This window comes from Erwinia sp. HR93 (assembly GCF_034555055.1).
GTDB classification, from domain to species: Bacteria; Pseudomonadota; Gammaproteobacteria; order Enterobacterales; family Enterobacteriaceae; genus Apirhabdus; species Apirhabdus apintestini.
The window spans coordinates 1,755,909-1,781,885 of sequence record NZ_JAXUDP010000001.1; the positions used below are offsets into that span (position 1 = coordinate 1,755,909).

Annotated in this window: 32 protein-coding genes and 1 pseudogene; all 33 read left to right on the forward strand. The window is 56.6% G+C overall.

What is annotated here, in order from left to right; genetic code table 11:
• Positions 1-16: 16 nt before the first annotated feature.
• The 33 genes and pseudogenes from SFA31_RS08085 (at position 17) to SFA31_RS08245 (ending at position 25,976) form a co-directional block, all read left to right on the forward strand.
• Positions 17-388: a hypothetical protein gene (locus SFA31_RS08085; RefSeq protein WP_322837528.1), complete on the forward strand. Its 372-nt coding sequence runs from the start codon at positions 17-19 to the stop codon at positions 386-388.
• Positions 385-1,902, forward strand: coding sequence for an EscC/YscC/HrcC family type III secretion system outer membrane ring protein (locus tag SFA31_RS08090; RefSeq protein WP_322837529.1), 1,518 nt, complete (start codon positions 385-387; stop codon positions 1,900-1,902). The genes SFA31_RS08085 and SFA31_RS08090 overlap by 4 nt, the downstream gene beginning before the upstream one ends.
• A gap of 4 nt (positions 1,903-1,906) precedes the next feature.
• On the forward strand, positions 1,907-3,136 hold the full coding sequence (sctD, locus tag SFA31_RS08095) for a type III secretion system inner membrane ring subunit SctD (protein WP_322837530.1): 1,230 nt from the start codon (positions 1,907-1,909) through the stop codon (positions 3,134-3,136).
• A 9-nt stretch (positions 3,137-3,145) separates the two neighbouring features.
• Positions 3,146-3,403 carry an EscE/YscE/SsaE family type III secretion system needle protein co-chaperone gene (locus SFA31_RS08100; protein ID WP_322837531.1) on the forward strand — a complete coding sequence of 86 codons (258 nt, stop codon included), beginning with the start codon at positions 3,146-3,148 and terminating at the stop codon, positions 3,401-3,403.
• Positions 3,390-3,764: a hypothetical protein gene (locus SFA31_RS08105; RefSeq protein WP_322837532.1), complete on the forward strand. Its 375-nt coding sequence runs from the start codon at positions 3,390-3,392 to the stop codon at positions 3,762-3,764. Before SFA31_RS08100 ends, SFA31_RS08105 begins: the two co-directional genes overlap by 14 nt.
• Before the next feature lie 11 nt (positions 3,765-3,775).
• Positions 3,776-4,612, forward strand: coding sequence for a hypothetical protein (locus SFA31_RS08110; RefSeq protein WP_322837533.1), 837 nt, complete (start codon positions 3,776-3,778; stop codon positions 4,610-4,612).
• A 15-nt stretch (positions 4,613-4,627) separates the two neighbouring features.
• Positions 4,628-5,140, forward strand: a pseudogene (locus tag SFA31_RS08115) (secretion protein EspA); the annotation flags it as partial.
• Positions 5,140-5,625, forward strand: coding sequence for a tetratricopeptide repeat protein (locus tag SFA31_RS08120; protein ID WP_322837534.1), 486 nt, complete (start codon positions 5,140-5,142; stop codon positions 5,623-5,625). The pseudogene SFA31_RS08115 and the gene SFA31_RS08120, both read left to right, overlap by 1 nt.
• Positions 5,615-7,507: a type III secretion system translocon subunit SctE gene (gene sctE, locus SFA31_RS08125; RefSeq protein ID WP_322837535.1), complete on the forward strand. Its 1,893-nt coding sequence runs from the start codon at positions 5,615-5,617 to the stop codon at positions 7,505-7,507. The genes SFA31_RS08120 and sctE overlap by 11 nt, the downstream gene beginning before the upstream one ends.
• A 15-nt stretch (positions 7,508-7,522) precedes the next feature.
• A complete protein-coding gene (locus SFA31_RS08130) occupies positions 7,523-8,521 on the forward strand; it encodes a hypothetical protein (protein ID WP_322837536.1) in 999 nt (332 codons plus the stop codon).
• Between the two features lie 4 nt (positions 8,522-8,525).
• Positions 8,526-8,927: a hypothetical protein gene (locus tag SFA31_RS08135; protein WP_322837537.1), complete on the forward strand. Its 402-nt coding sequence runs from the start codon at positions 8,526-8,528 to the stop codon at positions 8,925-8,927.
• Between the two features lie 89 nt (positions 8,928-9,016).
• A complete protein-coding gene (locus tag SFA31_RS08140; RefSeq protein WP_322837538.1) occupies positions 9,017-9,739 on the forward strand; it encodes an AraC family transcriptional regulator in 723 nt (240 codons plus the stop codon).
• Entirely contained in the window at positions 9,736-9,954 is a 219-nt protein-coding gene (sctF, locus tag SFA31_RS08145) for a type III secretion system needle filament subunit SctF (protein WP_322837539.1), read from the forward strand. Before SFA31_RS08140 ends, sctF begins: the two co-directional genes overlap by 4 nt.
• A gap of 220 nt (positions 9,955-10,174) precedes the next feature.
• The gene (locus SFA31_RS08150) at positions 10,175-10,411 is read left to right on the forward strand and encodes a DUF1039 domain-containing protein (RefSeq protein WP_322837540.1); all 237 of its coding nucleotides are present in this window, start codon (positions 10,175-10,177) and stop codon (positions 10,409-10,411) included.
• Positions 10,412-10,446: 35 nt separating this feature from the next.
• Positions 10,447-10,785, forward strand: coding sequence for a type III secretion system inner rod subunit SctI (sctI, locus tag SFA31_RS08155; protein WP_322837541.1), 339 nt, complete (start codon positions 10,447-10,449; stop codon positions 10,783-10,785).
• The gene (sctJ, locus tag SFA31_RS08160; protein WP_322837542.1) at positions 10,782-11,597 is read left to right on the forward strand and encodes a type III secretion system inner membrane ring lipoprotein SctJ; all 816 of its coding nucleotides are present in this window, start codon (positions 10,782-10,784) and stop codon (positions 11,595-11,597) included. Before sctI ends, sctJ begins: the two co-directional genes overlap by 4 nt.
• Positions 11,587-12,171 carry a type III secretion system domain-containing protein gene (locus SFA31_RS08165; protein ID WP_322837543.1) on the forward strand — a complete coding sequence of 195 codons (585 nt, stop codon included), beginning with the start codon at positions 11,587-11,589 and terminating at the stop codon, positions 12,169-12,171. Before sctJ ends, SFA31_RS08165 begins: the two co-directional genes overlap by 11 nt.
• Complete coding sequence (locus SFA31_RS08170) at positions 12,168-12,836, forward strand: hypothetical protein (protein ID WP_322837544.1); 669 nt, start codon at positions 12,168-12,170, stop codon at positions 12,834-12,836. The genes SFA31_RS08165 and SFA31_RS08170 overlap by 4 nt, the downstream gene beginning before the upstream one ends.
• Positions 12,823-13,881, forward strand: a complete 1,059-nt coding sequence (locus SFA31_RS08175; RefSeq protein WP_322837545.1) for a TyeA family type III secretion system gatekeeper subunit — start codon at positions 12,823-12,825, stop codon at positions 13,879-13,881. Before SFA31_RS08170 ends, SFA31_RS08175 begins: the two co-directional genes overlap by 14 nt.
• A 31-nt stretch (positions 13,882-13,912) precedes the next feature.
• Positions 13,913-14,278 carry a hypothetical protein gene (locus SFA31_RS08180; protein WP_322837546.1) on the forward strand — a complete coding sequence of 122 codons (366 nt, stop codon included), beginning with the start codon at positions 13,913-13,915 and terminating at the stop codon, positions 14,276-14,278.
• The gene (sctV, locus tag SFA31_RS08185; RefSeq protein WP_322837547.1) at positions 14,278-16,296 is read left to right on the forward strand and encodes a type III secretion system export apparatus subunit SctV; all 2,019 of its coding nucleotides are present in this window, start codon (positions 14,278-14,280) and stop codon (positions 16,294-16,296) included. Before SFA31_RS08180 ends, sctV begins: the two co-directional genes overlap by 1 nt.
• A complete protein-coding gene (gene sctN, locus SFA31_RS08190) occupies positions 16,296-17,618 on the forward strand; it encodes a type III secretion system ATPase SctN (protein ID WP_322837548.1) in 1,323 nt (440 codons plus the stop codon). The genes sctV and sctN overlap by 1 nt, the downstream gene beginning before the upstream one ends.
• A 3-nt stretch (positions 17,619-17,621) precedes the next feature.
• Positions 17,622-18,008: a hypothetical protein gene (locus SFA31_RS08195; RefSeq protein ID WP_322837549.1), complete on the forward strand. Its 387-nt coding sequence runs from the start codon at positions 17,622-17,624 to the stop codon at positions 18,006-18,008.
• Entirely contained in the window at positions 17,995-18,471 is a 477-nt protein-coding gene (locus tag SFA31_RS08200; RefSeq protein WP_322837550.1) for a hypothetical protein, read from the forward strand. The genes SFA31_RS08195 and SFA31_RS08200 overlap by 14 nt, the downstream gene beginning before the upstream one ends.
• Positions 18,452-19,450 (forward strand): FliM/FliN family flagellar motor switch protein, encoded by a 999-nt coding sequence (locus SFA31_RS08205; RefSeq protein ID WP_322837551.1) that lies wholly within the window; start codon positions 18,452-18,454, stop codon positions 19,448-19,450. Before SFA31_RS08200 ends, SFA31_RS08205 begins: the two co-directional genes overlap by 20 nt.
• Positions 19,434-20,096, forward strand: coding sequence for a type III secretion system export apparatus subunit SctR (gene sctR, locus SFA31_RS08210; RefSeq protein WP_322837552.1), 663 nt, complete (start codon positions 19,434-19,436; stop codon positions 20,094-20,096). The genes SFA31_RS08205 and sctR overlap by 17 nt, the downstream gene beginning before the upstream one ends.
• 1 nt (position 20,097) lies before the next feature.
• Positions 20,098-20,367, forward strand: a complete 270-nt coding sequence (gene sctS, locus SFA31_RS08215; RefSeq protein WP_322837553.1) for a type III secretion system export apparatus subunit SctS — start codon at positions 20,098-20,100, stop codon at positions 20,365-20,367.
• A 1-nt stretch (position 20,368) separates the two neighbouring features.
• Positions 20,369-21,148, forward strand: coding sequence for a type III secretion system export apparatus subunit SctT (gene sctT / locus SFA31_RS08220; RefSeq protein WP_322837554.1), 780 nt, complete (start codon positions 20,369-20,371; stop codon positions 21,146-21,148).
• Positions 21,141-22,196, forward strand: a complete 1,056-nt coding sequence (locus SFA31_RS08225) for an EscU/YscU/HrcU family type III secretion system export apparatus switch protein (RefSeq protein WP_322837555.1) — start codon at positions 21,141-21,143, stop codon at positions 22,194-22,196. Before sctT ends, SFA31_RS08225 begins: the two co-directional genes overlap by 8 nt.
• Positions 22,197-22,740: 544 nt before the next feature.
• Positions 22,741-22,920 (forward strand): hypothetical protein, encoded by a 180-nt coding sequence (locus SFA31_RS08230; RefSeq protein ID WP_322837556.1) that lies wholly within the window; start codon positions 22,741-22,743, stop codon positions 22,918-22,920.
• Between the two features lie 431 nt (positions 22,921-23,351).
• Positions 23,352-23,810, forward strand: a complete 459-nt coding sequence (locus tag SFA31_RS08235) for a CaiF/GrlA family transcriptional regulator (RefSeq protein WP_322837557.1) — start codon at positions 23,352-23,354, stop codon at positions 23,808-23,810.
• Positions 23,803-24,378, forward strand: coding sequence for a TcpQ domain-containing protein (locus SFA31_RS08240; RefSeq protein WP_322837558.1), 576 nt, complete (start codon positions 23,803-23,805; stop codon positions 24,376-24,378). Before SFA31_RS08235 ends, SFA31_RS08240 begins: the two co-directional genes overlap by 8 nt.
• An 11-nt stretch (positions 24,379-24,389) precedes the next feature.
• Positions 24,390-25,976 (forward strand): PilN family type IVB pilus formation outer membrane protein, encoded by a 1,587-nt coding sequence (locus tag SFA31_RS08245; RefSeq protein WP_322837559.1) that lies wholly within the window; start codon positions 24,390-24,392, stop codon positions 25,974-25,976.
• Position 25,977 lies beyond the last annotated feature (1 nt).

Below are 25,977 nucleotides of genomic sequence, written 5' to 3' on the forward strand. Positions count from 1 at the left end.
TTTTTATGGATGTTGCATGTTTAAAAAACTTATGGATATACCTGAAGTGATAATTGAATCATCCGATCGCTATCATTGCCTGATATCCATTTCTGGTTTTTCAGGGCGTTATTGGGCACTTGAAACAGATGTCGCTATTTTATCGTTAGCGCTTAACCCGCCCGTTATTCCTGTTCCATTAGCAGAGCAGTGGCATTGTCAAATGTCGGGCGATGCCGCTACCCAGGATTATGCTTTAACCTATAGTCAGCAGCGCTGGTGGCTGACCCAGCAGCTCATTGCCGTGGGCGATACGCTGGCGCTAAGAGTGCGCCAACAGTGCCAGCTAGCCCACGCGGTGCAGCACCTGGCCGCACAGGCGCAGCGCCACGGGGATGTGTGGCGATGAAATGCAGACAGCGTGCGCTTTATTCTATAGGTCTTGGGCTATTTTTATTGGCGGGCAGCCGCGTTCAGGCGCAGGAGGCCGCGCCTGCCTGGCAGGGCGATCGCTGGTTTTTACATACCCGGGGCATGCCGCTTAATACGCTGTTGCGCGATTTCGGCGCCAATTATCACGTTCCCGTTATCGTCAGCGAGTTAATCAATGACGTTTTCACCGGTGAAATCAATCAGGAATCTCCCCTGGCGACATTACGGCGCCTGGAGCGAATGTATAACCTCGTCTCTTACTACGATGGCGAGGTGCTGTACGTCTATAAAGCGCGCGAGGTAACCTCCGCCGTTGTCACCTCGCAGTACTTACAGCCAGCGGCGCTGCAAAGCTATCTTAAGGGCAGCGGCGCGCTGGCGGCGGGAAGCTGTTCTTTGCGCCAGGTGAGCGACTTTCAGGCGTTTGAAGTTCAGGGGGTACCGGCCTGCGTGCAGCGCGTCTCTCATTTAGTCGAAGAAGTCGACGGAAAAGCCAAAATACGCGCGACCAATACCGAAACGTTACATATCTTCCCGCTGCGCTTTGCCTCTGCGGCAGATACCCGCTATCGGTACCGTCAGCAGGATGTCGTGGTGCCTGGCATTGTCAGCGTGCTTAACCAGATGAAGAGTGGAAACGCACTGCCGCTGGGGGATGGGAAAAGCCAGGCCTCGCGCGATCTTTCCAGCCCGCAGTTTTCCGCCGATCCCAGCCAAAATGCGGTGATAGTCCGGGCGCGTGAAGTCGACCTGCCGCTGTATCAAAAACTGATAGAGCAGCTGGACAGACGCCAGCGCCAGATAGAAATCTCGGTGGCGATTATCGACGTAGACGAAGGCAACCTCAAACAGCTCGGCGTCGACTGGTCTGGCACCCTCGGTCACGGCGGCATCGGCGCCAGTTTTAACACCGGCATTAGCGGCGATAGCGGCTATATGAGCAGCGTGGTCGGGAACTCTGCTGACTTTATGGCGCGGGTGAGCGCGCTACAGCAAAACGCCCGGGCGCGCATTTTGTCGCAACCCTCCGTGGTAACGCAGAACAACGTACAGGCGATCCTCGACAAAAATATTACCTTCTACACCAAATTACAGGGCGAAAAAGTGGCAAAGCTGGAGTCTGTCACCTCCGGCACCCTGATGCGCGTGACTCCCCGCGTAATTGAAGATGCGTTAGGACAGGGTACCGCGCCCGAAATCATGCTGCAGCTTAATATCCAGGACGGGCAGCAGGCGGGCGTCACCAGCCAGGATGAGCCGCTTCCTCAGGTACAAAATTCAGAAATCACTACCCAGGCGACGCTGAAATCGGGGCAGAGTCTACTGCTGGGCGGCTTTGTTCAGGATAAGCAAATCAGTTCGCGCCGCAGCGTACCGCTGCTCGGTGATATTCCATTCTTAGGCGGCCTGTTCAGTACCACGCACCGCGAGGTTCACAGCGTCGTGCGCCTGTTTCTTATCAAAGCGACACCGATTTCTTTAGGCGGGTAACGACATGGCGGTGACACTGAAATTCCTGAACGGCCCGATGCAGGGGCGCGCGTTAACGCTCCCGCCGGGCAAGGTCACGCTGGGGCTGGGCGACGTTGATTTGCAGATGGTCTTTGAAAACGGCATCTCGCTGGCAACGCTGCAGGTGCAACACGATGCCGTCGAACTGCTGGAGCCGCATCCCTGCTGGGTCGAGGGCTATGCGCTACGCGGCCAGCGGTTGCCCGCCGGCAAAATTATCGACCTGGCCGGTCAGGCCTTTGTGTTACTCAATGAGGGCGAGACCTTCACGTTCCGGCGCATCCCCGAGCGCCTGGCTCCCGGGCGCTGGCGCCTTTCGCGCCCGCATCGGCGCATCGCCGCAGGCGCGCTGCTGCTGCTGCTGTTATGCGGCGCGCTGGCGGGAGGCTATCTCTGGCTGCATCAGGAAACGCTCGATGAGAAAGTCGACCGGCTCGGCGTGCAGCGCTGGCTGGCTCAGCGGCATCGCACGCCGGCCCTGCGCACTCTGGGCTTCGACTGGTTGAGCGACGACACGCTGCGCATATACGGGCAGTGCCTGCAGCAGCGCGATCTCAATGCGCTACTAAAAGTGCTGCGCGCCAGGGGCGTGTTCTGGCATCTGGAGACCCAGTGCCAGGATAGCCTGCGCGATCTGGTTGCCGACCTGCTGGAGCAAAACGGTTACCGCGATATCCGGGTCAGCGATGGTCGTATGCCGGGCAATATTGTAATCGACGGCGATATTCAGGCGGACAGGCGCTGGGAGCAGGTAGTCAGTCAGCTCTCTGCGCTGGATGGCCTGAAAGGATGGCGCGTTAGCCGCCGCGGCGCGCAGGACGGTCAGACGCTGCTTAACATCGCCCGGCGCGCGGGCGTGCTGGGGAAAGTCAGCCTGGAAAGGCGGGCGCAGCGCCTAATTGTTAGCGGTATTCTCAGCGCGCCGCAGCGCGCAAAGCTGCGTCAGGAACTGGCCGAATGGCAGAAAAAACAAAACATCTCTCTGGTTTTTCAGGATATCAGCGCCGCCGCCGCAGACGATGCGCTTTTCCCGAAGCCGATTATCAGCATTGGCGGTAATCAACGCGAGCCTTACGTGGCGCTCTCGGACGGGCGTCGTTTACAGGTGGGGGCGCGGCTGGCTTCGGGCTATGAGATAGCGCATATCTCTGTGCAAACGGGCATTGACCTGGTACGTGAGGGCAGTCTGCTGCATCTCCCCGTCAACTTATAAGGAAAGTCCATGCCCGCGATTACGCAGCTTGAACAGGTATTACGGCGGCCCGATGGGCACCGCCACGCCATAAAACTGCAGCGTCTACTGCGCCGCCGGCGCGAGCGCCTGCTGCAGACCCGCCGTCAGGCACTGCCGCAGGAGTGGGACGCCTGCCAGCGGCTCGCAGCCGCCTGCGAAGCCGCAGAACAGACCGTGAATACGCTGTATCGGCGTTATCACAATAAGGCGATGGAAGAGGAGGAATACATTGGTGAGTCACGATGAATATCAACTGTTTATTCAGCAATTGCGCAAAGACAGCGCGCAGCTAAATAAACAATACAACGCGTTTGAAGAATTAAAGACGACCCTCGCGCAGCTACAGAGTAAAGCGGATTCAGACCCGGATGCCGACAGACGGCTGCGGCAGGTAAACGCGCTGCAGCAGGATCCTGCTTTTGCTGCGCTTTGTGAGCAGGCGCAGGCCAAACTGAGCGAACTTAACCACCAGCTGGGGCGCGTTTGCCGCCAGATTGAGCAGGCGGAAACGACGCAGCAGCAGCCGTCTACGCCATCCCTCGCCGCCCCGCAGGCGGCCAGCGCGCGCGTTGACTCGCGCAAGCGTACCCCGCGCCATTTTGTATGAGGAGAGGTGAAATGATCTCAACAGTCACTACGCGCCCGCACGGCATTGGGCCATCTGTCGGTCTGAAACCAACGCTGCTGTCTCCCAGGCAAATTATGGAGCAGCTAAACGGCCTGAGCCTGAGCGGCGGCGATATCGCCCGGGCTGCGGATAAAATGCTCAACCTTGCCGGAAATGGCGACGCGCTTTCCCCCGAGCTGCAGCAGGCGCTGTCTTTGCTACTGCAGGAAGCGTCGGGCGATGGGCCTGCGCTGGCGTCCGGATTAAGCCGGTTGCTGGGCCAGTTTAGTGCGCCGGAATCCGGTGATTTGCCCGCGCTGAAAGATCTGGCGCAATTACTGGGCGCCCGCCTCGCCGGCAGCGGCGATGGTAAACTGGAAAAACAGGCGCTCAGCCTTCTGCGTCAGCTTAGTCAGGGCAATGTCGGCAACGACGTTAGCCGTCAGCTGAAAGCCGTGCTGCAGCAGCTGCGTCAAAGCGACGCGCTGTCTGCGCTGCCGAAGGGCAATGATACGCTGCAAACGCTGCTTCAACAGGTAAAACAGGAGCTGGGCGCGGCGCACTTGCCGGACGCCGCGCTGGCGAAAAATGTGCCTGAATTCGCTCTGCGCGTGCATCAGCAACTGGTTAGCGACGATGGCGGAGGGCAGGCGCAGCTATTTATACCGGTGCGGGAACGCCAGGAACAGCAGCAACAGCACCAGCACCAGCAGCCGGAAGAACATGATGAGGAGGTGGTCCAGAGCGTGCTGGCCACCGGGCAGCGCTTCTCTGTGGCGCAAAACGGCAGTGAAAATACGACGGTTTCCTCATCCACGGGGCCATCAACCAGCGGGAAACTGTACTAGGGGGACAGCGTATTCTCGTATGGCCTGAGCGTGCTGTTCCTGTTTATGCAGATGCTTTCCGACCAGGCGAACGCCAGCTATGCCGATATGGAAAAGAACTCCGCCATCTCTCGGGATGCGCAAAATTACGCTTCGCAGGTGGATGCGGTGCTGGCGCAGTTGTCTGCTAAAGGAGACAGCAAAGCGAAGGCCGATATCCCCGATGATGTGAAAAAGTATCTGGAAGAGAATCATATCGCCATCGATGGGGTATGCGGTTTCGATGACTCAGGAAAATGGGGTTGGGCGGACGATAAGGGGCACATCAGCGCCGGTAATCCGGCGAAAAAAAGTTTCGATCAGGGGCAATTAACCGCGATTAAAGGGGCGCTGGATAACATAGGCAACCGCGCGTCTGACTTCATCTCTACCGCCCAGCTGCAGCTACAGAAAATGATGCAGACCTATAACGTTTGCGTCTCGTTAATCAACAGTCTGCAAAGCATGCTCTCGGACATGAATAAAACTATCGCGCAGGGGATCCGTTAATGATGGACGCCTCTCATATCGGGCAGCTACGGGCGTTTTTCGCCGGCGGCGGCTCGCTGCGGATGCTAAACGATACCTCGCCGGAGGAGATGGATAGGCTGTGGCGCTATGGCTGCCAGTTCTTGCAGCAGGGAAAGGCGGCCAGCGCGCGTAATCTGTTTCAGCTACTGGTCTATTGCGACGCGTGGAACAGCGATTACCTGCTTTCGCTGGGCGTCGCCTGCCAGCTCACTAACGCGCATCAGGATGCGGTGGTGTATCTGATTCAGGCGGCGCAAATCCTGGTCACCGATCCCCGTCCGGTCAGCCTGTTGGCGCGCAGCGCGGCGGCGCTGCAGCAATGGGAAAGCGCGGGCGAGCTTTATCAGGGCGCGCTAACGCTTGCGAACGGACGCGCCGAATGGCGCGCGCTGAGCGCAGACGCGCATCAGCAGCTTGCCCTTTGTCGGCAGCAAACTACACAGGAGCGACATCATGAATCATAACGCGTTAAATCAAACGCTCAGTTCACAAACGTTAGGAAACGGTCACACGGCGGCGCCGATGGTCACGGGCGCTCAGGTCATGCAGTTTTTAGGCAGCGTGGCGCAGGCGGGCGGCAGCGGCGCGGGAATGGCGGATAGCGTCATGCGATTAATGCAGCAGGTACCGGAGGTCAAACCCGATATCATCCGGCAGCTTGCGCCGCTGGTGGAAATGGCCGCACCGCGTGAGACCCAGGTACATCGCGCGCTGGATAATGTCTGCGTGCGCTACCAGACGCAAATCCGCGCGCTGGACACGGCGCCTGCGGTGGCGCAGCAGGCCGCCCAGCGGCTTGCTCAGGCGCTAAAGCAGCCCGGCGTGCCGCAAAGCGCGCCGCTGCGCAGGCTCATCGCGCAGTTTCAGCAGGGTAAGGTGACGCCGGAGGCGTTAAAACAGTTGAGTTCACAGCTTTCCACGGCGGTGCGTCGGGGCGGCGGTGAGGCGCTCACCGGCGCGCTAAAGCATCTGGCAAAAACGCAGCCGGCCTGCCGGGAAACCGTTAAAAGCCTGCTTGAGGGCGCTGACGAAAAGTTGCTCCACCGGGAAAGCGCGGATGGCGTCGGTGCTAAGCAGGAAAAGCCGTGCCTCGCCGATGCAGAACCGCTGGTGAGCGCGCGCTACCCCCAGCAGCAGGATGGAGAGTCTGGCTCCCGCCACGCCCCCGATCGGGAAGCATTCATAGAGGAAGATGAGCTGGAGGTTACCGCTGCGCGGGCCAAACGCAGTGGCGATGCCGCGCCTGCGCCGCACGACGCCGGGCTGACGGGCGGGGCGCGCGCGGTAGATGCCGATGCAGATACCGTAGCACTGGATCCTGCAGCGATGCGAGCGCTGGCGATGGTGCTGCCGCCCGCTGCCGCCACGGTAGATGAGGCTCAGGCGCAGCGGGCGGCGCAGCATATCTTACAGGATAACCGCGTTTCATTAAGTAGCCTGGTGCAGGTGCCGCTGGACGGCCTGCTGCTGCAGGCGTCAACGCTCGGGCTGAAAACCTTCGGCGATAGCGCCAGCGCCATCAGCAAAACTATCAAAATCCACGGAGACGCTCAGGAGCGGCTCACCAATAAAAAGGTTGCTGATTATCGGGAACAATTGGCCAAAGCGCAGGAACAGGCGCAAATGTCAAAGAAAGCCAGCTTTTGGCACGCGATTTTCAGCCCGATAACCAAGTTGTTTGAGGTCATTATCAAACCGGTTATCGATTTAATTAAGAAAATTCCCGGCATCAAGGAGGCTCTCGACTGGATCCAGGAAAATATCAGTGAAATTGCCCTGCCGCTGGCCATCGTCTCAAGCTTGCTGTGCCCAATGTCATTGCCTATGACGCTGGGGCTGTTGGCCGTTACCAGCGTCGCTGCAGGCTTCTCTATCGCCAATAAAGTGATGGGCGATGAAGCGCCGGAGTGGCTGAAAACCGCCGATCGGGTGGGCGATATGCTGGCGGGCATCGCCATGATGGCCTGCACCATGAACATGATGGGCGGTATGTTGGGCAGCGTCGGCGGTCGGATTGGGCAATTCTTCGGCTCCAACACCCGACAAATGTTCGCGGGCATAATGCGCTGGACGCAGCGAATTCAGGCGGTGACCGCGGTAGGCGACGGCGTCTCGCAGTCGGTGTTGGGCTATAAAAAGGCCGAACTGCAGGGCGATATTGGCCATATCGCCGCCACGGTAAGCTGGGATGAGCTGCAAATGGCGTGGCTGCAGGACGCGCAAAAGGCCGCAGCGTCCCGGCTGGAAAATGTCATTTCGCGAGCCGCAACCGTCGCGCAAAGCGCCAGTCAGGCGATCGCCGATACGGGGTCTTTGCGCTCCCGGCTTGCAGGCTCAATGGTGTAAACAAAGGAGTATAAAATGACGGTAATTTCTTCATCAGTAACCACGACGTCGGCGTCGCGAACCGATAGCACTGTGTCAGGCGCTGTCAGCGGCGGCGCCGGTGCCATGCATATCGACGATCTCATCGTGCTGCTGCAAAAAGTTTTTCAGAAGCAGCGCGATCTATTACAGAAGCTTGGCGTATCGCAGAGCATCAACAGTTTTGATATGGCGAAATCGTCGGTGGCTAAGAAACACGATGCCGCGGACGCGAATAAAAAAGCGACGATGATCAACAGTATTTTCAGCGGCGTGGGCGCCGGGCTTGGCGTCGCAACCGCCGTGGGCGGTGGGTTATTTAAGAAGAACCCTTCGGGCTATTTGACGGAGAAAAAAGCCACCAGCCTGAATACGCAGCTGGCTAAAATCGACGGCAAAACCACGAAGTGGCTCGAACGCCCTTCTCGTCGCGAAGGGTTGAAGTCGCTTGATGAGCAATGGGCGGCGCGCGGCGCGCAGGAAGAGGGGGTTTTTCAGGCAGGGCTGTTGAAAACCGCCGGCGAAGGAAGCGCTACCCATCTGGAGGTCAGTAAAAAGATAGCCGAGCAGCGCAGCGCGTGTACCGACTGGCTTGAAGAAAAAATGCGCAGCCCGAATCTCAGCGCGGCGGAGAAGAAATCTGCGGAAACGTGGATTAGCCGTAAGCTTGACGGCTTTAATAAACTGGACGCAAAGCTGCAAAAGCTGCATCCCGACACCTATCGCTCCCATCGGCAGGAATTAACCGCAGGCATGATGCAGACCCTGCCAGCGGTGTCCGGTGCGATAGGGAATAGCGTTGCTGCATCGGCAAGCCGCGAAGCCAGCAGCGCCCAAATCGCCGCCGACTATATTAAAGACAGTCAGATTATCTATGATAAACAGCGTGACGTTGATGCCAATAATATGCGCGCCTATTCGCAAAAAATGGTGGAAGCGACGCGTAGTCTAACCGATCTCTATGGCGCAATGGTGAACGCAACCCACTGGAAATAACGCCATGGAAATGCAACAGGACCCCGTTTGCCGCTATTTGCAATTACAGGGGCACGCGTTACGTCCGGCATGGTTTCAAAATACAGGGTACCGCTTAGGCTGGGAGTTTAGTACGCGCTTCTATTCTATGACGTGGCGGCGGGAAGGCAATATATTACTCATTTGCGATATTCAGGCAGTGCAGGATACGCGGGGGCTGGAAAGTGCGGTAGGAGCTTTAATTCATTTATGGCGCGATATTATTATCTCTATTAAAGAGGTGACAGAAATTCGCGGCATGATTGCGAATTATGGTTCTCCGCGTCAAAAACAGCTAAGAAGTAAAATGAAAGATATATTACTTCGACAGGGAGCCAAAACCGTCACCATCAAAGGAGAACCCTGGCTGGTATATACAGGTAAGTAGATTAAAGCAGGCGCTTACCGCGTCTGCTTTATTTTCAGGAAATGTTCAGCGGCGCGGTTTATTTCAACCTGCCGTAGGAAGTCATTACCATGTTGAGATTTGTCATATTTGTGCAGCCTAATTTTGTTCGCTTCAACTATGAAAACTTTCGGGTTGAGGCGAATACACTCATGGTATTTCGCGAAACGTATGAAATTTTAATGGAAGGGGAGTTTATTACGCTGGAATGCAGTATGCAGCAACTGCTGGAAACCTGCGATAGTCTGTGTGATAGCCTGTATGAAGCCCCGTGCAGCTATGAAAAGAACACCTTTCGTATGCTCGACTTTTCTGAATCTCCGTTAAAGGCGATCCAGTTTTTTATGGGCTCGGATAAAGGTTTCTCTATTCCCTTTCTGATTCATTATTGTCTATCGAAGGACTGGAACTATTTCTCTTCTATGTTCTTTTCTCTAATGAATGAGGGCGGTGAACTTATTGGATTCATGAAAGAGCACGCTTTTAATCCCTGGCCCACCGAACGCTATGCGCAAATGTTGGGCTTAAGTATGAAGAAATTAAATTTTTTATTTAAAAGTCGCTACGGAATTACGCCAAAAAGCTGGCTGAAGGAAACGCGATTAACGCGCGCCTGTTATTTACTGGGGTGTACTACTATGTCGATTGCCGATGTGGCAAATCACTGTGGGTTTAGCAATCACGCTTATTTTTCCGAGTCGTTCCGTAAACGATTTTCCTCATCTCCATCCCAGTGGCGGGATAATAAACTCGCCCATTTCACTACGCTGAAATCTGCTAAGGAAATAGAATGAGTCTGGAATCTATTATTTCACAATTGGCGCAGCAAACGTCAAGTAATGCGCAAGGATTAGAAAGTTCTTTAGGTGATGTTGATATTAACGATCCCGCTGCGATGCTGCAGATGCAATTTGCGCTGCAAAAATACTCTTCATTAGTTAATTACCAGAGCGGGTTAATTAAAACGGTACGCGATTTAGTAAGCGGTATTATCAATAAAATTAACTAGTATGGCCTAACATCTTTGCCTCTACATTCATCCGCTGGCTGCGGATAGTGTGCGCACGGTCTGTGCGACGCGCGGCTGTGCCTGAGTTGCGCCGCCGCGCGCCAGCGGTTCGACGATATTATTGCGCTATTTCTAAGCCCGTATTTACCCGAGCGGGCTGGTGAAAACGCGGTGCGTTTGAGTGAGCGGCAATCTCAGTAATAGTAATCAGGACTCCATTATGGTTTCACTCCCTCGTTCACTGCGCCGGTTGCTGGTAATGAGCGCGCTGGCGGCCGCGAATCACCGGCTCAGCCAGCAGGCGTGCTGCCTGCGTGACGCGCTGCCGTGGCTTATTCCCGACGCCGGAACGCGCCAGCAGTGCGATGACATTCTTGCACTATTTCTTGACAGCCCGTATTTGACGTCACCCGACTATAACCCACTGGAACAACTACTCTCGCTGGCGGGCTCATAAGCCGGCGGGCCTTTTACCTCAGTAAGGAACAATCCATGGCTATTTCACCCATTCAGGCCGCTGACGTATTGCGCATGGCAAACGGCAGTGAAACTTCCGGCGCCGCGTCAAATCAGGAGGTGGAGGCGTTCATGCAGCACCTGCTGGCGGGCGGCAGCGCGGTGCCGGAACACGCCGTGGTTAATCATCTGCAGCAGGCGCAGCAAACGCTGATCTCTGGCCTGCGCGATACTTCGCTGCTGAAGCAGATCTCCCCTGAAAACGCGCTGCTGGCACAGCAGCAACTGGCGGGCAGCGTCGTGGGTGTGGATGTGGTTGCCAAAATCGCAGGTTCTTTCACCCTGGCCGTAAATAAGCTGGTATCCATGCAATGAACAGAATGTCTCGTGCCGCGCTGCTGTCGATAGCGCTGTTGCTTGGCGGCTGTAAAGTCGGCTTATACAGCAATTTGTCTGAAGTTGATGCCAACCAGATGCTGGCGCTGCTGGCCAGCAATCAAATAGATGCCAGTAAGACGCTGGATAAAAGCGGCGGGCTCACGCTGCAGGTGGAAAAAAGCGACTTCGTCAAAGCGGTAGAAATCCTGCGCCAGAACGGCTTCCCGCGCCGCGCCTATCGCTCCGTGGAGGAACTGTTCCCGTCCGGCCAACTGGTGACCTCGCCTTCTCAGGAGCAGGCCAAAATCCAGTTCCTGCGGGAACAGAGCCTTGAGCGAATGCTTGGCAATATTGAAGGCGTGATTTCCGCCAACGCGGTGATTTCGAGCCTCCCGGACGGCGATGAGAAAAGCGGCGCGGCGCCTTCCGTTTCTGTACTGGTGAAATATACCCCTGAAGTCAACCTAAAGGCCTTCAGTGCGCAGCTCAGAAACCTGATTGCCAATGCGCTTCCCGGGGTCCAGAAAGAGCGCATCTCGCTCATCGTCCAGCCGGTCAATTATCGTTTCGCCTCATCAATGCAGACTCTGCCCGATGATGCGCCGCCGGTATTGCCAGCGGCGACTTCATCGCAGGGCGCACCAGGACCGGTGGTGCAGCGGGCGCAGAGCGCCAAAAAAACGATGTTATCCACCGCCCAGCGCCTGAGCGCGTGGCGTTGGCCGCTGGTGGGGGGATTATGGCTGGCGGCGGGCGTTGCCGTCTGGTACGAGCGGCGCAAATCCCGGAACCGAGCGTATGGACAGTAGCCGGATTTTGTATCACCGCCTGTTATGGCAGCCCGGCTATCACATGCACGAAGCCTGGTGGCAGGCGCTGGGATTGGCCGACTGGCAGCAGCATTACCGACGGCGGCTTCCGCAGGTACGTCGCGAGCTGGATCGCCTGATTTGCCGACGTCGGGCATTTCCAGAGAGCGGATTCCCGGGCGTCGGCGGGGCGTTTACGCCGCTGCAGGCGGCGCTGCTGCGCGGGGTGCCGCGTCTGCCGATGTTAATGCTGGCGCTGGGGTTGCTCTTATCCGGCTGCCCTGACTATGTATTGTGGCGCCCCTATCGTGACGCGCTCGCCGGCTGGCTTGATGAGCAACAGCGCCAGCAGCTGTGGGGAATGTGGCGCTACGGGCACGGTTCAGCGGATGTCGCGCCGCAGGAGCTGGCTTCGTTTGCCGGGCGCTGCGGCGTAAAGGCGCTGGAGCTGGCTTTGGCTGACGATCCGGTGTGGCAGGCCGTGCGCTATGTACTCCCCGCGCCGGCAGATGCTCCCGCGCCGACCGTGGCGTTAGATACCGGGCTATTTATGCGTCTGGAGCGTTTTTTGTGAAGCGAATAACGACATTGAACATTATCCGGCTGGGCGGGCGCTGGTCCGGCGCGACCGTGGTGCCCCGCGCTGAGATGGCGAAGCTGGCGCAGGCCGAAGAGATTATTCAGGACGCCCGCAGGCGAGCAGCGCGATATTTGCAGCAGGCCCGCGCGCGAAATCACGCGCAGCGAGCGCGCTTGCGCCGCAGACTTGCGCAGGCGCAGCGGATGCACCAAAAACACTGCGCGCGGCAGTTACAACAGGCGAAGGAACAGGGCACGAATGCCGCACTCGGCTGGCTTATCGAGCAGCAGCACTGGGAACATCAGGTGTATCAGCGGCTTACGCACCAGATTGCGCACGGGCTGGCGGCGCGGCTTAGCGCTATCAGCCAGCGTATTCCCTGGGAGCAGATGCTGAGCGAACAGCTCGCGTCACTTTGCCAGGAATTCCACGATACGCACCCGCTGACGCTAAAGGTGGCACCGGCGCTGTTTGAACGGCTGCCTGAAGAGATTCTGCGCCTGCCGCTGACCGTGGTGCGCGATGGCGCGCTGCTGGCGGGCGACGCCTGTCTGGAAAGCCCAATGGTGCGTATTGAGCTGAAATTGCCCGGTCAAATAGCGCAGCTTTGCCAGGCGCTGTCTTCACTGGAGTGGACGCAACTGTATGAGCCAAATTGATAACCTGGGCGGTGCGCGCTATGCGGGCATGCTGGACGCGGAGCAGGAGCGCCAAATTCAGAGTGCGCCGCGCCAGATTATACCGGCCGGCGATCCGATTCAGGCAGAAATTCAGGAAATTCGAACGGCGTCGCTGATGGAAACCATGGAGTCCATGAGCCTGGTGATGGGATCGCGGCTGCGGCAAAACACGGCGCGTAAAAGCGGCGATAGCGGCGCAGGCCAGGCGCTACAGGACATGCTGATGCGCTGGGTGCCTAAGGTTGAAGGCCAGGCGTTAGTCGAGCTGAGCGCGCGTTTTTCCACGCTGGGTTCGCAGGGCGATCCGCTGGAGCAAATGCGCCAGGGCGGCGTTCCTGAAGGGGCGATGGCGCTGCTACTTGCCTCACTGCTGGGCGACCCGCGGCTGGAGCAAAAGCGCCGGCGGCGGCTGGAAGATGCGCTGTCGCGCCTGCTGGAAGACGAATCGCTGGCGATTGATGTGTTCGCCTGGCTGGAAACCGGCGCCATGATGAATAGCGCCTCTCTGCTGCCGCTGCGTCAGCTTTATCAGCGTACGCGTAATGAAGATGAAGAGCAGCCGCAGGGAATAATCGAATGGTTTGAAGAAGTGCGCGAATGGCCGGACAGGCGCCTGCGCCTGAAGCTATTAATCCGCGCGCTGGCGCTGGACCTGCGCCAGGACGCTGACCATCAGCCCGCCAGAGTCGTCGCCGCAATTAACGAACTTAAACGCCTGCTGTTGTTTTTTAGCATGGAAGAGCACTGCGCTTCCGTGGCGTTTAGCGTTGATGTTCCCGCAGAACAGATGCTGGCAGCGGTGCTGATGTTAATTGAACAAAGCTGGGTGTATCCCGACTGGGTTGAAGCCCGAATGCGCGAAATGGGGATTGCAGGCGACAAAGTATTTATTTACCTGCGGCGCATGCTGGAGCTACTGAGCCTGCTGCCAGCCCTGTGTTTTCAGGATGAGGAGCAGAGCGTGCAGCTTATGGAGGCGTTTGAACAATTACAGGAACAGTGGGGGGAAGAGGGGGGCAACTAAAAAAGCCGTCGCCCGTATTCTTATGAACGCCATGGGACTACAAACTCAACGCCATCTGGAGCGCTTTCTTACTCTGGCGCGCGTGCCAGCAATGACGGTAACCAGCCCGCTGAGTATCGCCTTTTCCGATCATCAACTGCATATCACGCTGTTTTTGCAGCGGCTGTGCGTCACGATTACGGCGCCGGTGCAGCCCGATGAGGAGCAGATGCTGGCGCTGTTTCAGCGCGCAGACCCGGAGCGCTTAAACGGCGTACTGGTGCGCCCGTGCCGCCTTACCCGGGGCGTTGCGGTCAGTGCATCTGTTGCCGATGACGCCAGCGCGGAGCGGCTCCTGATGACTTACCGGGCGCTTTTGCGCCTGCTTACACCCTGGATAAAAATCGCGTACCGATAATGCAAAAATTAACTTCTTGGCTGCGGCTACTGGCCGGGCGACAGGACATCATTTTAGCCATCATTCTGATCCTCGCGGTCTTCATGATTATCCTGCCGCTGCCAACGCTACTGGTCGACGTACTGATAGCCATTAACCTGACGATTTCATTATTACTGATGATGATTGCCGTCTATGTGCGCGAACCGCTGGAATTTTCGGCTTTTCCTTCCGTGCTGCTAATCACCACACTGTACCGCCTGTCGCTTAGCATAAGCACCACCCGTTTAATACTGTTGCAGCACGATGCCGGCGATATTGTTTATACCTTCGGTAATTTTGTGGTCGGCGGCAATCTGGGCATTGGCCTGATCATCTTTTCGATCATCACTATCGTGCAATTTATCGTCATTACCAAAGGATCGGAGCGCGTGGCGGAGGTTGGCGCGCGCTTTTCGCTGGACGGTATGCCCGGCAAGCAGATGAGTATCGACGGCGATATGCGTGCCGGCACCATTGACGCTCAGGAAGCGAGGCGCCAGCGTTCAATGGTGCAGAAAGAGAGCCAGCTGTACGGGGCGATGGACGGCGCGATGAAGTTTGTAAAAGGCGACGCTATTGCCGGGATGATTATCGTGATGGTGAATATTTTCGGCGGTGTGGCGGTGGGGATGTTTGTGCACGGAATGTCGGCGAGTGAAGCGCTGCAAACCTACGCGATTCTGTCGGTCGGCGACGGGCTTATCTCCCAAATTCCGGCGCTGCTGATTTCGATAACCGCCGGGATAATCGTCACCCGAGTGCCCGGCCAGGAGCGGCAGAATCTTGCCAGCGAAATTACCGGGCAGATGGCGGGTCAGCCCAGACCGCTATTTTTAGCCTGTGGCATGCTGCTGCTGTTCGCACTGCTGCCGGGGTTTCCGACGGCGGTGTTTTTAACACTTTCGGCGCTGCTGGGCGCGGGCGGCTGGGCGCTGTGCGGTAGGCCGATGTGGGGCAACAAAAAAGGCGTGGAGCGCCAGCCGGGACTGGCGCAGCAGAATAATACTGAACTGAAACCCGGCTCCGTCCCGCTCACTCTGTCGGTGCCGGAACACTTGGCGTGCGGCTCGCTGGACAAAGCGCTGCTGCTGCTGCGCTGGCGTATTTTTGAACAGCTTGGGGTGATGATCCCGCTGGCGGAAGTCGCGCGCGCTCCTGACGGTTCGCCGTTTACCATCGCGCTGTATCAAGAATGCGTGGCATCGCTGGACATCGCCGCCGGCGACGCCGTGCTGCTGCGCGCGCCGCCGGACCGGCCCGCCGAATTGCGCCTGTTTGCGCTGTTTCCCGGGTGGGAAATAGGCGTGTGCGATGAGAACCGACTCCCTGCTGCCCTGCAAGATGCGGCGCTGCGCGGTGAAGCCCGGCTCATCGGCTGCCTGGAGCAGGTGGTGCGCCATTATGCGAAAGAGTTTGTCGGCATCCAGGAGACGCGGGTGCTGATGGATGCCATGGAAGAAAGCTACGGTGAGCTAGTAAAGGAGGTGCAGCGCCTGCTGCCGCTCAGCAAGCTGGCGGATATTCTTCAGCGGCTGGTGGAAGAGGGTATCTCGATTCGCGATTTGCGCACCATTTTTGAAACGCTGATTGTGTGGGCGGGGAAAGAAAAGGATCCGGTTATCCTGACCGAGTATGTGCGCACCGCGCTGCGTCGCCACATTATTCATCGCTATATCGGCAGCGAGGCGTGGCTTGACGTCTGGATTATCGGCAGCGCCATTGAGGACGCAATCCGCGAATCAATCCGCCAGACCGCCGCCGGAACCTGGTCGGCGCTGGAGCCGGAGCAGGTCGGCCGGATCGTACAGCAAATCAAGCAGACGCTGGGTGAGGCGCGCAGCGGGCTGCTGATTACCGCCATTGATGTGCGCCGCTACCTTCGCAAGATGATTGAACGCGAATTGACCGATGTAAATGTCGTTTCGTTCCAGGAAATCGGCGATGCGGTGGAGCTTAACGTGCTGGGAAATATTGAATTGATCGGTGAGGCGACGTAATGCTGCCAGTGATACCAGAAGTCACCGCCTTACCGGAAACGCTGACCCTACCCCGCTGGGAACTGGCGCCGACGCAGCGGCGCTATGGCCGCCTGGTCGCGGTGGGCGAGACGCTGCTGAAGGCGGTGATGCCGTGGGTGCGCCTCGGCGAAATTTGCACCATTCTGCCCCAGCAAATCCTGGCGGAAGTGGTAGGGGTGCAGGGCGAGCTGGCGCTGCTGTCCCCGTTTGATTCCGCGCAGGGATTAGCCTGCGGGCAGTGGGTGCGTTCCAGCGGCGACCAATACACCATCGAGCTGGATGATTCACTGCTGGGCATGATGGTGGACGGACTGGGGCGCCCGCTCAGCGGCGCGCTGAAACATGTCGATCGGCGGCGCCCGCTGTATGCCGCCCCCCCCGAGCCGATGTCCCGATCACTGATTGAGCAGCCGATGCCGCTGGGAGTGCGGGCGCTGGACGGCGTGCTGACCTGCGGCGTCGGGCAGCGCGTGGGGATCTTCGCCGCCGCCGGGGGCGGAAAAAGCACGCTGCTCAGTATGTTATGCGACGGAGCGCAGGCGGACGTCACCGTGCTGGCGCTGGTTGGGGAGCGCGGGCGGGAGGTCCGTGAGTTCACCGAGGAGGTGCTGTCGGCGCAGGCGCGTGCCAGAAGCGTAATCGTGGTAGCCACCTCGGAGCGCCCGGCATTAGAGCGCCTGAAGGCGAGCTGGACGGCTACCACGATCGCCGAGTATTTCCGGGATAAAGGCCTGAATGTTTTATTGATGGTGGACTCCCTGACGCGCTATGCCCGCGCGGCGCGCGAGGTCGGGCTGGCCGCCGGTGAACCGCCGGTGTCCGGCGGTTTCCCGCCCAGTATGTTCGCTCAGCTTCCCCGCCTGCTTGAACGTGCCGGACCGGCGCCTACCGGCAGTATCACCGCTATCTATACCGTGCTGGTGGAGGGCGATAACCATAACGAACCGGTGGCGGACGAAGTCCGTTCGCTGATTGACGGGCATATTGTGCTGTCGCGCAGGCTGGCGGAAAGCCATCACTATCCCGCGATAGACGTGAGCGCCAGCGTCAGCCGGGTAATGCATCGGGTGACGACGCCCCGACATCGCGAACTGGCGGGCAAACTGCGGCGCATGATGAGCCTGTATCGGGAGATTGAACTGCTGGTGCGGGTGGGGGAATACCAGCCCGGGCAGGACGAGGAATCCGATGAAGCGCTGCGCCGCTGGCCCGCAATTCGGGCTTTTTTGTGCCAGGCCACCGATCATTACAGCGACTATGAACAAACCCTGAATTTGCTGCAACAGGTTGTGGAGGGATAACGCATGCTTGAACAACTATTGGCGTTAAAGCGCCGCAGAGAAAGCCGCCAGCGCCAGCAGCTGGCGGCGGGTAATCAGCGCTACGAGCGGCTGCAGAATAGCCTGCACGCGCTGATGGAAGAGCGTAAACAGTTGCATATTTCGTGGCGGGAAGTAGGGCTGCAGAGTAAAGGTAAACTTGCCCGCGAGCGCCTGCATGAAGTTCAGCGCGAGCTGGAGTCTCATTTTCAGCGCGACCGGGCGCTGGACGATGAGATGGTACAAATTCACCAGGAGTGCGAGCAGTGGCAGCGTGAAAAGGCCGTATTGCAGCAGGCAATACAGCGCAGCCGGGTGGAGCAGGAAAAGCTGATCTATGTGCTGGAGGAAGGGCAGGATGCGTATTCTTAGCGCGCGGACGCCGGAGCAGATATCTGCCGACAGGGATCCGGGTGAAGACGGTGCGCCGGTGCACCGGACGCTCGCCTTCGCCTTTTCTCAATATCTGCGGGACGACGAGCGGGGCTATCGCGCGGACGACGATGAACTACCGGCGCCTGCGCACCGCTCGGGGCAGGAAAGCGCGCGCTTTATGGCGCTGCTAAAAGAGCGCGTTGACCGCGCCCGACGCGACCAATACGCCAATGACCTGACGCAAAATCGCCTGTGCTGGCGGTTCGTCAACGGGCGGCTTGCCGGCTGTGAGATCCGCGCGCGCTGGGATCGACGCGCGCTGCGGCTTGAAATCGCCGCAGGCGGTGAGGCGGCGGAGCGTTTACTGCGCCTGCGCGGCGCGCTGACTCGGCGCCTGGCCCGGGCTTTTCCCCATCTATTTATTTCCGTTGAGGTTATCCGTGGACCAGATATTCCATGATGCGGCCTGGTGTGCGCTGAGTTTACATATTGGCTCGGGGCGTGAGCATCCTGAAGGGGTAGCCACGCTGTCCGTTGAGTATCACCAGGGCTGCGATTTACGCTGGGCGAATAGTCGCCATCCCGACCAGTATATTTGGTGCGATCGTCGGCAGTGGGGTGAGTGGCTGGCTGATGAAGTGCCTGCCGGCCAGTTTTCTGATTATGACGAAGCGCTTTATCCGCTGCTAACCGCGCTGGGATTCGCTCCCGCGCAGGCATTTTTTGAGGATATGCAGTTTACCCCAGGCGAGTTACACCGCGATGCGCTGGCGGCGGGCTGGCAGGTTACGCTGACGCTGCGCCAGCAGGGGCGCAGTTTGCCGCTCATTCTCACGCACTGGCCGTGGCAGGCGCTGTTACATAAAACCGCACACTGGCTCCGCTGGGACGCACCGCCGCCGCCGCTGCAGGTCGCTCTGCCGCTGTGCGTCGGTTACGGCAAATTGACGCTAAAACAGCTATTGGCGCTGCAAGCTAACGACGGAATAGTGCTGCAAACGGCGGCGAAGATAGATGCCGGCCAGGTCTGGCTCTATTTGCAGGAGAAACGCGTAATCATGACGCTTCATGACAGCGACGCAGAAATTGAACACATCGGCGCAGATCCTTTTGTCGCCGACGCGGCGGTGCCGGGAATGGGCGAGATCCCAATGACGGTGATGGCGGAGGTTGGGCGTATGCAGCTCTCGCTGGCGCAGCTTGCGCGCCTGGCGCCGGGGGCGCTGCTGCCGGGCGAGTGCTCGCTGTCTGGCGGAGTGCGTTTGACGGTGAACGGCTGCTGTATCGGCTATGGTAGCCTGGTAGCGCTACAGGATAGCTGGCTGGTGCGGGTGGATACGCTAACCGGCGGGCAGATAATGAGACCGCAGCCGGAAGCGGTGGAGAACGACGCTACAGCATTAGAAAACCCAGGGGGCGGTGATGGAATGGCTGGCTAAATATGGTGACCAGCCGCTCGCGTTAATTATTATTTTATGCCTGCTTTCTTTACTGCCGTTACTGGTGGTGATTGGGAGTAGTTTTTTGAAAATTTCGATTGTGCTTTCACTGCTGCGTAACGCGCTGGGCATTCAGCAGGTGCCGCCGAATATGGCGATTTATGGCATGTCACTGATCCTTACGCTGTTTATCATGGCCCCGGTGGGGTATCAGATTAACGATAGTCTGACTCAGGCGCCGTTTTCACTGGAGTCAGCCAATCTTTATGAGCGGGTGGATAGTCAGATCCTCATGCCGTATCGCCAGTTTTTGCAGCAGCACGCGCAAAGTAAACAGGTGCGCTTTTTCAGCCAGCAGGCGACGCAGCTATGGCCGAAAAATTTGCGCGCGCAGGCCTCGCAGGATTCGCTGTTTGTGGTGCTGCCGGCTTTTATGGTTAGCCAGTTAGTTGAAGCATTTAAGATAGGACTACTGCTTTATTTGCCCTTTATCGCTATTGATTTGGTGGTTTCCAATATTTTACTCGCGATGGGTATGATGATGGTGTCGCCAATGACCATTTCACTGCCGTTTAAAATTCTGGTTTTTGTTCTGGTGGGGGGATGGGAGCGCCTGCTGTCACAGCTAATTCTCTCCTATAAATAGTATGAGTGAGCGCGTCATTATTCAATTGGCCGTCGAGCTGCTGTGGTTGGTTTTGCTGCTGTCGCTGCCGACGGTTATTGTGGCCTCAGTGGTTGGTATTATGGTAAGCCTGTTGCAAACGCTGACCCAACTGCAGGATCAAACCCTGCAATTTCTGATTAAGCTGGTGGCGGTGAGTATTACGCTGGTCGCCAGTTATCACTGGCTTGGCGATAATCTTTTTAATTACACGGTGCTGGTGTTTGACCAGATAGCCAAAATGGGCGCCTGAGATGGAAGCGCTGTTGTCCAACCCCGCCATCCTGTTTTTCGCTGCGCTGCGCCCGCTCGGCATGTGCGTCATGTTTCCTCTGCTGGGCGCCCGCAATCTGGGCAGCACGCTGCTGCGTAACGGCGTTATTCTGGCGTTTAGTATTCCCGTCGTGCCGCTTTATATACGCAGCCCCGCGCCGGTATCCGGCCACTCGTTTAGTGCGCTATTCGTGGGGCAGGAGTTGATGATAGGGGTGTTAATTGGCCTGGTGATGGCAATCCCTTTTTGGGCGCTGGACAGCGCCGGTTTCATCGTGGATACCATTCGCGGTTCATCGATGGGCTCGGTATTAAATCCCAGCCTGGGGGAGGCGGCGTCGGTATTAGGGATTTTGTTTGTTCAGCTTTTTATCGCGCTATTTTTTATGTACGGCGGATTGAATCAAATGCTGGCTATCCTCTATCGCTCGTATCAAATAATTCCTCCGGGCGCGCGCCTGCAGTTGAGCGATCGCTGGCTGGCTCTGCTGTTAGCCCAGTGGCGCACGCTGTTCACCTTATGCATTAGTTTTGTGCTGCCTTCCGTGGTAGTGATGGTGCTGACGGATTTGGCGATTGGCCTGATGAATCGGTCAGCCCAGCAGTTAAACGTTTTTTTCCTCGCAATGCCGATTAAGAGCGCGATGGCGCTAGTCATGTTGATTATTAGCCTCTGGTTCAGCGTTAGCGTGTACTTCACGCATCTCGATAGCCTGCCGCTGGCGCTGACCCGGTTACTGGAAGGTCTTTCACATGAGTGAAAAAACGGAGCAGCCTACCGGTAAGCGTTTACGCGACGCCCGCAAGAAAGGGCAGGTGGTGAAAAGCGTGGAAGTGACCTCGGCGGCACAGTTGGGGGTGATTACGCTGTTGCTGGCGCTGTGCGGCCAGCAGTGGTATCAGGATATTCAGCGCCTGCTGCAGGACACGCTGCAGCGCGCCGTTCAGATGGATGAGGGCGCTATCACCGCGCTGACGATAATGTGGGCGGCGGAGGTAGCTAAAATTCTCGGCACCGTGGCCTGTGCGCTTACGGTTGCTACCTTGGCCGCTTTGTTCGGGCAGGTGGGTATCCTCTTCTCGGGGGAGGCTATCGCCAAAGGCGCCGGTAAACTGAATGTTATCGCTAACCTAAAGCAAATGTTTTCAGTAAAAAATCTGTTTGAACTGACGAAGTCGGTGGTCAAAATCGTCCTGATCGGCCTGCTGTTTTTCATTATTTTACGCCGCCAGTTTTCTGCGTTTCAGTACGCTGCCGTGTGCGGCGCTGGCTGTGCGATGCCGCTACTGTCCCATGTATGTTTTGAACTGCTGCTCGGGCTGCTGGGAGGGTATCTTTTCTTTGGCGCAGCTGATTATGCATTTCAGCGCTTTAGCCTGATGAAACAGCTGCGGATGACCAAAGAGGAAGTTAAACAGGAGTTCAAAGATTCTGAAGGGAACCCCGAAATTAAGCAGCGCCGCCGTGAAGCGCATCGGGAAATGCAGCAGGAGGGAATACGGCAAAAAGTCCGCAGTAGTAGCGTGATTATTAAAAACCCTACCCATCTTTCCGTCTGTTTATGGTTCGATCCCGCGCGCTGCCCGCTGCCGAAGGTGATTGAAAAGGCGCAGGGGGAGCGCGCCAGAATGATTAATGCGCTGGCTGAACGCGAGGGCGTGGCGGTGGTGGAAAATATCCCGCTGGCGCGCGGGCTAATGCGCGATGTGGCGGTGGGGCAGTTTATCACCCCGGCGTTTTATGAGCCGGTGGCCGGCATCCTGCGCGTGGTAATGGGGCTGGACTACGATCCGGAGCCGCAGGAGTAAGCGCCAGCCCTGGGCTGGTAGAGGATTATTATTTTCAAACCCCTGGCCGGATAGCGATGGCGCAGTGTCAAGCGGCGGCGCGCCGCTGCCCGCGCCCTATATCCCCGGCCGTTAAAGCGCAGGCGGTGTGGCAATAAGCGTTTGGCATGGGGTTTTTCGCCGCGCCGGCCCTGGAGCGGTTATTACACTATTCTGGATGGTTTCACTGCCCCAACCGCTGAATCCTCTTGCCTTATTATCTCCTCCGGGTACTTCGGGTACTACGGGAACATCGGACACATTGGACGCTGCGGGCACTGCGGGACTGCGGGTACTACGGGTACTACGGGTACTACGGGCACTTCGGATGCGTCTTTATCGTCGCCCGTTTCTGTTTTACCGCTAGCCTATCGCCGGAGCCTCATCGCGGCCTGCCTGTGTCTGAATGCCTGTTTACCTTTAAGATTTACGGCTGTTGCTGTCTATTGTGCTTTTCTGCTGGCCGAAGGCCCGGCGCGTGCGGCGGAGATAAACGGTGGGAGGCCACGCGGGTGGTGTACGGGCTATGAATACGGTTTGCGCGCCCTGTGTTGAAATGACCGGCGATAAGCGAAAGCGCGAGTTTGTCTCCTCTTCCGTCTGTGCCGACGCGTTTTTGCCCGCCCTGACGCCGGGCGCGCAGGCTCCTAGACTACAGGTAAATGATACGTTTATTAACACTCTGATGGATGAAGAAACACTTTAAAATAGATGTAATTGAACAGTGCATAAGAAACTCTGAAGTTAACAAAATGCATTCAATTTAAGTATTTTCTTAACATGGTGTTTTTTTTCTTTTTATTATAATGAGATAGATTTGTTTGTAAAAATGCGTGTTTAACAAAATGACTTATTTTGTTAGAAGTATACAAAAGCTTTACGTTGGGGTCGATACCTTTATTAAATTTAAGGTGCAAACCCTGGTAATATTATTGACATATATATTAATTTTTATTTTTGATGCCTTTTTTATCTGTATTTTAAAATTTGAGCAATATTTATCGATTTTATTCATCAATGATTAAACAATGAATATCTAAGATTAAAACAATATTGTTTTAAATGTTAATGAGTTAGCCGGTGGCTGTGGGTGGCATCTAACAAAATAAGTCATTTTGTTAGATGTGGAGATATCAAATGTCATCATTAACGGCTAATCATTCACTCAAAAGAGTTATGCCTGCCCGGCAGGCGAATCATCATTCTTATATCCTCCCGCGTGAACTTTGGCAGTATGAAGAAAATGCGCTGTATAAATATATTGCGCGCTGGAGCTACTTACGCCAGGAATATATTTGCTGTGATGATGTCGCCGCAAATTTTGGGATTAGTGTGCGTCAGGCAACGAATATTCTATCCATGATCCATCGCCGATATTCGAACGTATTTAGCTGCAGAGTAAAACGTATTAAAGCAGGGAAAGGGAATGTAGTGAAAACCCACCTGTTAGTGACCGAAATTAAACAAACCGTCCGGAAGAAAATGCGTAAGGACGTTGAATGCAAATCAAGGTCGCAGCCGGATCTGCAATTTAAACAGTTACGCGATGCATTCCTTTCTTGTAAACCGCTTAACCAGAGGCGCGCAGATGCTTAAAGTCCGTGTTTTTATACCCGCAATTGTATTGGGATTATGGGGAAGTCAGGCGCTGGCTTCATGCAACGGCGGAATGCTTCCCTGTTCATCGACCGGGCTGTTTGACGGCGCAAAGATGGCGCCGTTAAAACAGCGCGATCCGGTGTGGAACGCGGTGCCTGAGCCTAAAACCAGCCCCGGCGTTGAGCGCGTTAATCGGCTGCTGAATGAGGCGAACGCGCAGGGAGAAGAGATGCTGGCCTCTCGCCCTCTGTCATCGGAGTCGATTATTGCTGACGCTGAAGCCCGCACGCGCGCCGACGTTTTGCGCACTCAGGGCATTGCCGGGACATGGTGTATGAACAAAGCGATGACGCTCAGTGAAAATATGCGGAGCTGGGCCAGTAAAGCGCACTGGCAGGTGAAGTGGCAGTCTGATTACGACTATCCGCTGGAAGCAGATTTCTGTATTTCAGGCTCCTATCTTCAGGCGCTGGATATGCTGGCGCAAAGTTACTCAACCGCTTCGCGCGTGCTGCGCCTGGATGTCTATCCCCGGCAGTCTATCGCGGTCTTCTCTACTAAATAGAAATAAAAAAAATGCATAACAAAAAAATTGCCACATTCATGATCCCTTCCATTTTTTTACTGGCTGGCTGTGCTTTTCCGCAGGCTAAGAAAAATGAGAAGCAAATTGATCTCGATTATCGTCACAGCAAGAACATCACTCAGGCATTACAAAACAGGTCGGCGGATAATTTACATATTCACGAGGGGCCGTGGGTTTCCGGCTCACCGGTATTAATGAATAAGAACCGAATTCCGACAAATAAAAATTGTGCGATAACTTTTGCCACCGGCACGCCGGTGACGCTGAATGAGTTCAGTAAAACCGTAACCCGGCTATGCGGCGTACCGGTACGCATTACGCTGGACGCGGAGCAGAAAACTAACGGTATGCTGGGCGATAGCCGTAAGGTGCCGGGCAGCGCTGCGCCGGACGAACGGCTGGTTGATATTCGCTGGCAGGGGAAACTGGATGGGCTGCTGGATACGGTGGCGTCGTCTATGGGGCTATCGTGGAAATATAGCGGGGGCGAGGTCAACCTTTATTATTTGGAGTCACGAACCTTTAATATTTTCGCGATCCCGTCAACGACGGATATGCGCTCGGTGGTGCAGTCGGGTATCGATGCAGGTATCGGCAGCAGCCAGGAGGGCTCGACATCGGGGAGCAGTGACTCCAGCGATAGCGGACAGAGTTCGCAAACCACCTCGGTTAACCTGAAAAGCGATATGGTGAATGATATTCAGAACAGCGTGCAGTCGATGCTGACCCAAAATGTGGGCAGGCTGTCCATTTCGCCTTCTACCGGCACGCTAACCGTTACGGATACACCGGAGGTGCTGGACCGGATCCAGCGTTATATCGACGGCGAGAATCGTGCGATAACCAAGCAGGTGCTGCTGAATGTGAAAGTGCTGTCCGTGACGCTGGATGATTCCAGCCAGTTTGGCATCGACTGGAACCTTATCTACGGCGGCGGGAAATTTGGCGCTTCGTTGCTGGGTAATACCGCGGAGTCGGGCGCTTCGGGGGGGAATGCGAATATCTCTGCTTCTATTCTTAACGGTAATTTTGCTAACTCAAAATTCATCATGGATGCACTGGCGCAGCAGGGGAAAGTGTCCGTCATGACGTCTCCGTCGGTAACGACGCTAAATATGCAGCCGGTGCCGGTGCAAGTGGCCACGCAGACCAGCTATCTGGCGCGAGTTGAAAGCAACAGTACCGCGAATGTGGGGACGTCCGTAACCCTAACGCCGGGCAGTGTGACCAGCGGTTTTAATATGAATTTACTGCCGTTCGTAATGCCCGATGAGCAGCTTTTACTGCAGTACTCTATCAACATTAGCGAGCTGAAAAGCCTGAAGGAAGTGAAAAGCAGCGACGCCGACGATGGCAACAAAATTCAGGTTCCGGAAGTAGAAAACCGTATTTTCTCGCAAAAAGTGAAGCTGCGCTCCGGGCAAACGCTGGTGCTATCTGGCTTTGAGCAGAATGCGAAACAGGCTAAGCGCAATGGCTTTGGCAGCGCCTTTAACTGGCTATTGGGCGGCGGGGTTAATACCTCGGACAAACGCAGCATTATTGTGATCATGATTAGCCCGGTAGTAATGGAGTAGC

What these genes read in the sequence shown, in the direction of transcription:
- SFA31_RS08175 (WP_322837545.1), top strand. Translation starts at nt 12,823, where the DNA reads ATGAGCCAAATTGATAACCTGGGCGGTGCGCGCTATGCGGGCATGCTG.
- sctJ (WP_322837542.1), top strand. Translation starts at nt 10,782, where the DNA reads ATGAACAGAATGTCTCGTGCCGCGCTGCTGTCGATAGCGCTGTTGCTT.
- SFA31_RS08195 (WP_322837549.1), top strand. Translation starts at nt 17,622, where the DNA reads ATGCTTGAACAACTATTGGCGTTAAAGCGCCGCAGAGAAAGCCGCCAG.
- SFA31_RS08135 (WP_322837537.1), top strand. Translation starts at nt 8,526, where the DNA reads ATGGAAATGCAACAGGACCCCGTTTGCCGCTATTTGCAATTACAGGGG.
- SFA31_RS08180 (WP_322837546.1), top strand. Translation starts at nt 13,913, where the DNA reads ATGGGACTACAAACTCAACGCCATCTGGAGCGCTTTCTTACTCTGGCG.
- sctE (WP_322837535.1), top strand. Translation starts at nt 5,615, where the DNA reads ATGAATCATAACGCGTTAAATCAAACGCTCAGTTCACAAACGTTAGGA.
- SFA31_RS08200 (WP_322837550.1), top strand. Translation starts at nt 17,995, where the DNA reads ATGCGTATTCTTAGCGCGCGGACGCCGGAGCAGATATCTGCCGACAGG.
- SFA31_RS08140 (WP_322837538.1), top strand. Translation starts at nt 9,017, where the DNA reads ATGTTGAGATTTGTCATATTTGTGCAGCCTAATTTTGTTCGCTTCAAC.
- sctI (WP_322837541.1), top strand. Translation starts at nt 10,447, where the DNA reads ATGGCTATTTCACCCATTCAGGCCGCTGACGTATTGCGCATGGCAAAC.
- SFA31_RS08235 (WP_322837557.1), top strand. Translation starts at nt 23,352, where the DNA reads ATGTCATCATTAACGGCTAATCATTCACTCAAAAGAGTTATGCCTGCC.
- SFA31_RS08090 (WP_322837529.1), top strand. Translation starts at nt 385, where the DNA reads ATGAAATGCAGACAGCGTGCGCTTTATTCTATAGGTCTTGGGCTATTT.
- SFA31_RS08130 (WP_322837536.1), top strand. Translation starts at nt 7,523, where the DNA reads ATGACGGTAATTTCTTCATCAGTAACCACGACGTCGGCGTCGCGAACC.
- SFA31_RS08225 (WP_322837555.1), top strand. Translation starts at nt 21,141, where the DNA reads ATGAGTGAAAAAACGGAGCAGCCTACCGGTAAGCGTTTACGCGACGCC.
- SFA31_RS08085 (WP_322837528.1), top strand. Translation starts at nt 17, where the DNA reads ATGTTTAAAAAACTTATGGATATACCTGAAGTGATAATTGAATCATCC.
- SFA31_RS08240 (WP_322837558.1), top strand. Translation starts at nt 23,803, where the DNA reads ATGCTTAAAGTCCGTGTTTTTATACCCGCAATTGTATTGGGATTATGG.
- SFA31_RS08165 (WP_322837543.1), top strand. Translation starts at nt 11,587, where the DNA reads ATGGACAGTAGCCGGATTTTGTATCACCGCCTGTTATGGCAGCCCGGC.
- sctN (WP_322837548.1), top strand. Translation starts at nt 16,296, where the DNA reads ATGCTGCCAGTGATACCAGAAGTCACCGCCTTACCGGAAACGCTGACC.
- SFA31_RS08245 (WP_322837559.1), top strand. Translation starts at nt 24,390, where the DNA reads ATGCATAACAAAAAAATTGCCACATTCATGATCCCTTCCATTTTTTTA.
- sctF (WP_322837539.1), top strand. Translation starts at nt 9,736, where the DNA reads ATGAGTCTGGAATCTATTATTTCACAATTGGCGCAGCAAACGTCAAGT.
- SFA31_RS08150 (WP_322837540.1), top strand. Translation starts at nt 10,175, where the DNA reads ATGGTTTCACTCCCTCGTTCACTGCGCCGGTTGCTGGTAATGAGCGCG.
- sctR (WP_322837552.1), top strand. Translation starts at nt 19,434, where the DNA reads ATGGAATGGCTGGCTAAATATGGTGACCAGCCGCTCGCGTTAATTATT.
- SFA31_RS08100 (WP_322837531.1), top strand. Translation starts at nt 3,146, where the DNA reads ATGCCCGCGATTACGCAGCTTGAACAGGTATTACGGCGGCCCGATGGG.
- sctS (WP_322837553.1), top strand. Translation starts at nt 20,098, where the DNA reads ATGAGTGAGCGCGTCATTATTCAATTGGCCGTCGAGCTGCTGTGGTTG.
- sctV (WP_322837547.1), top strand. Translation starts at nt 14,278, where the DNA reads ATGCAAAAATTAACTTCTTGGCTGCGGCTACTGGCCGGGCGACAGGAC.
- sctT (WP_322837554.1), top strand. Translation starts at nt 20,369, where the DNA reads ATGGAAGCGCTGTTGTCCAACCCCGCCATCCTGTTTTTCGCTGCGCTG.
- sctD (WP_322837530.1), top strand. Translation starts at nt 1,907, where the DNA reads ATGGCGGTGACACTGAAATTCCTGAACGGCCCGATGCAGGGGCGCGCG.
- SFA31_RS08230 (WP_322837556.1), top strand. Translation starts at nt 22,741, where the DNA reads ATGAATACGGTTTGCGCGCCCTGTGTTGAAATGACCGGCGATAAGCGA.
- SFA31_RS08110 (WP_322837533.1), top strand. Translation starts at nt 3,776, where the DNA reads ATGATCTCAACAGTCACTACGCGCCCGCACGGCATTGGGCCATCTGTC.
- SFA31_RS08120 (WP_322837534.1), top strand. Translation starts at nt 5,140, where the DNA reads ATGATGGACGCCTCTCATATCGGGCAGCTACGGGCGTTTTTCGCCGGC.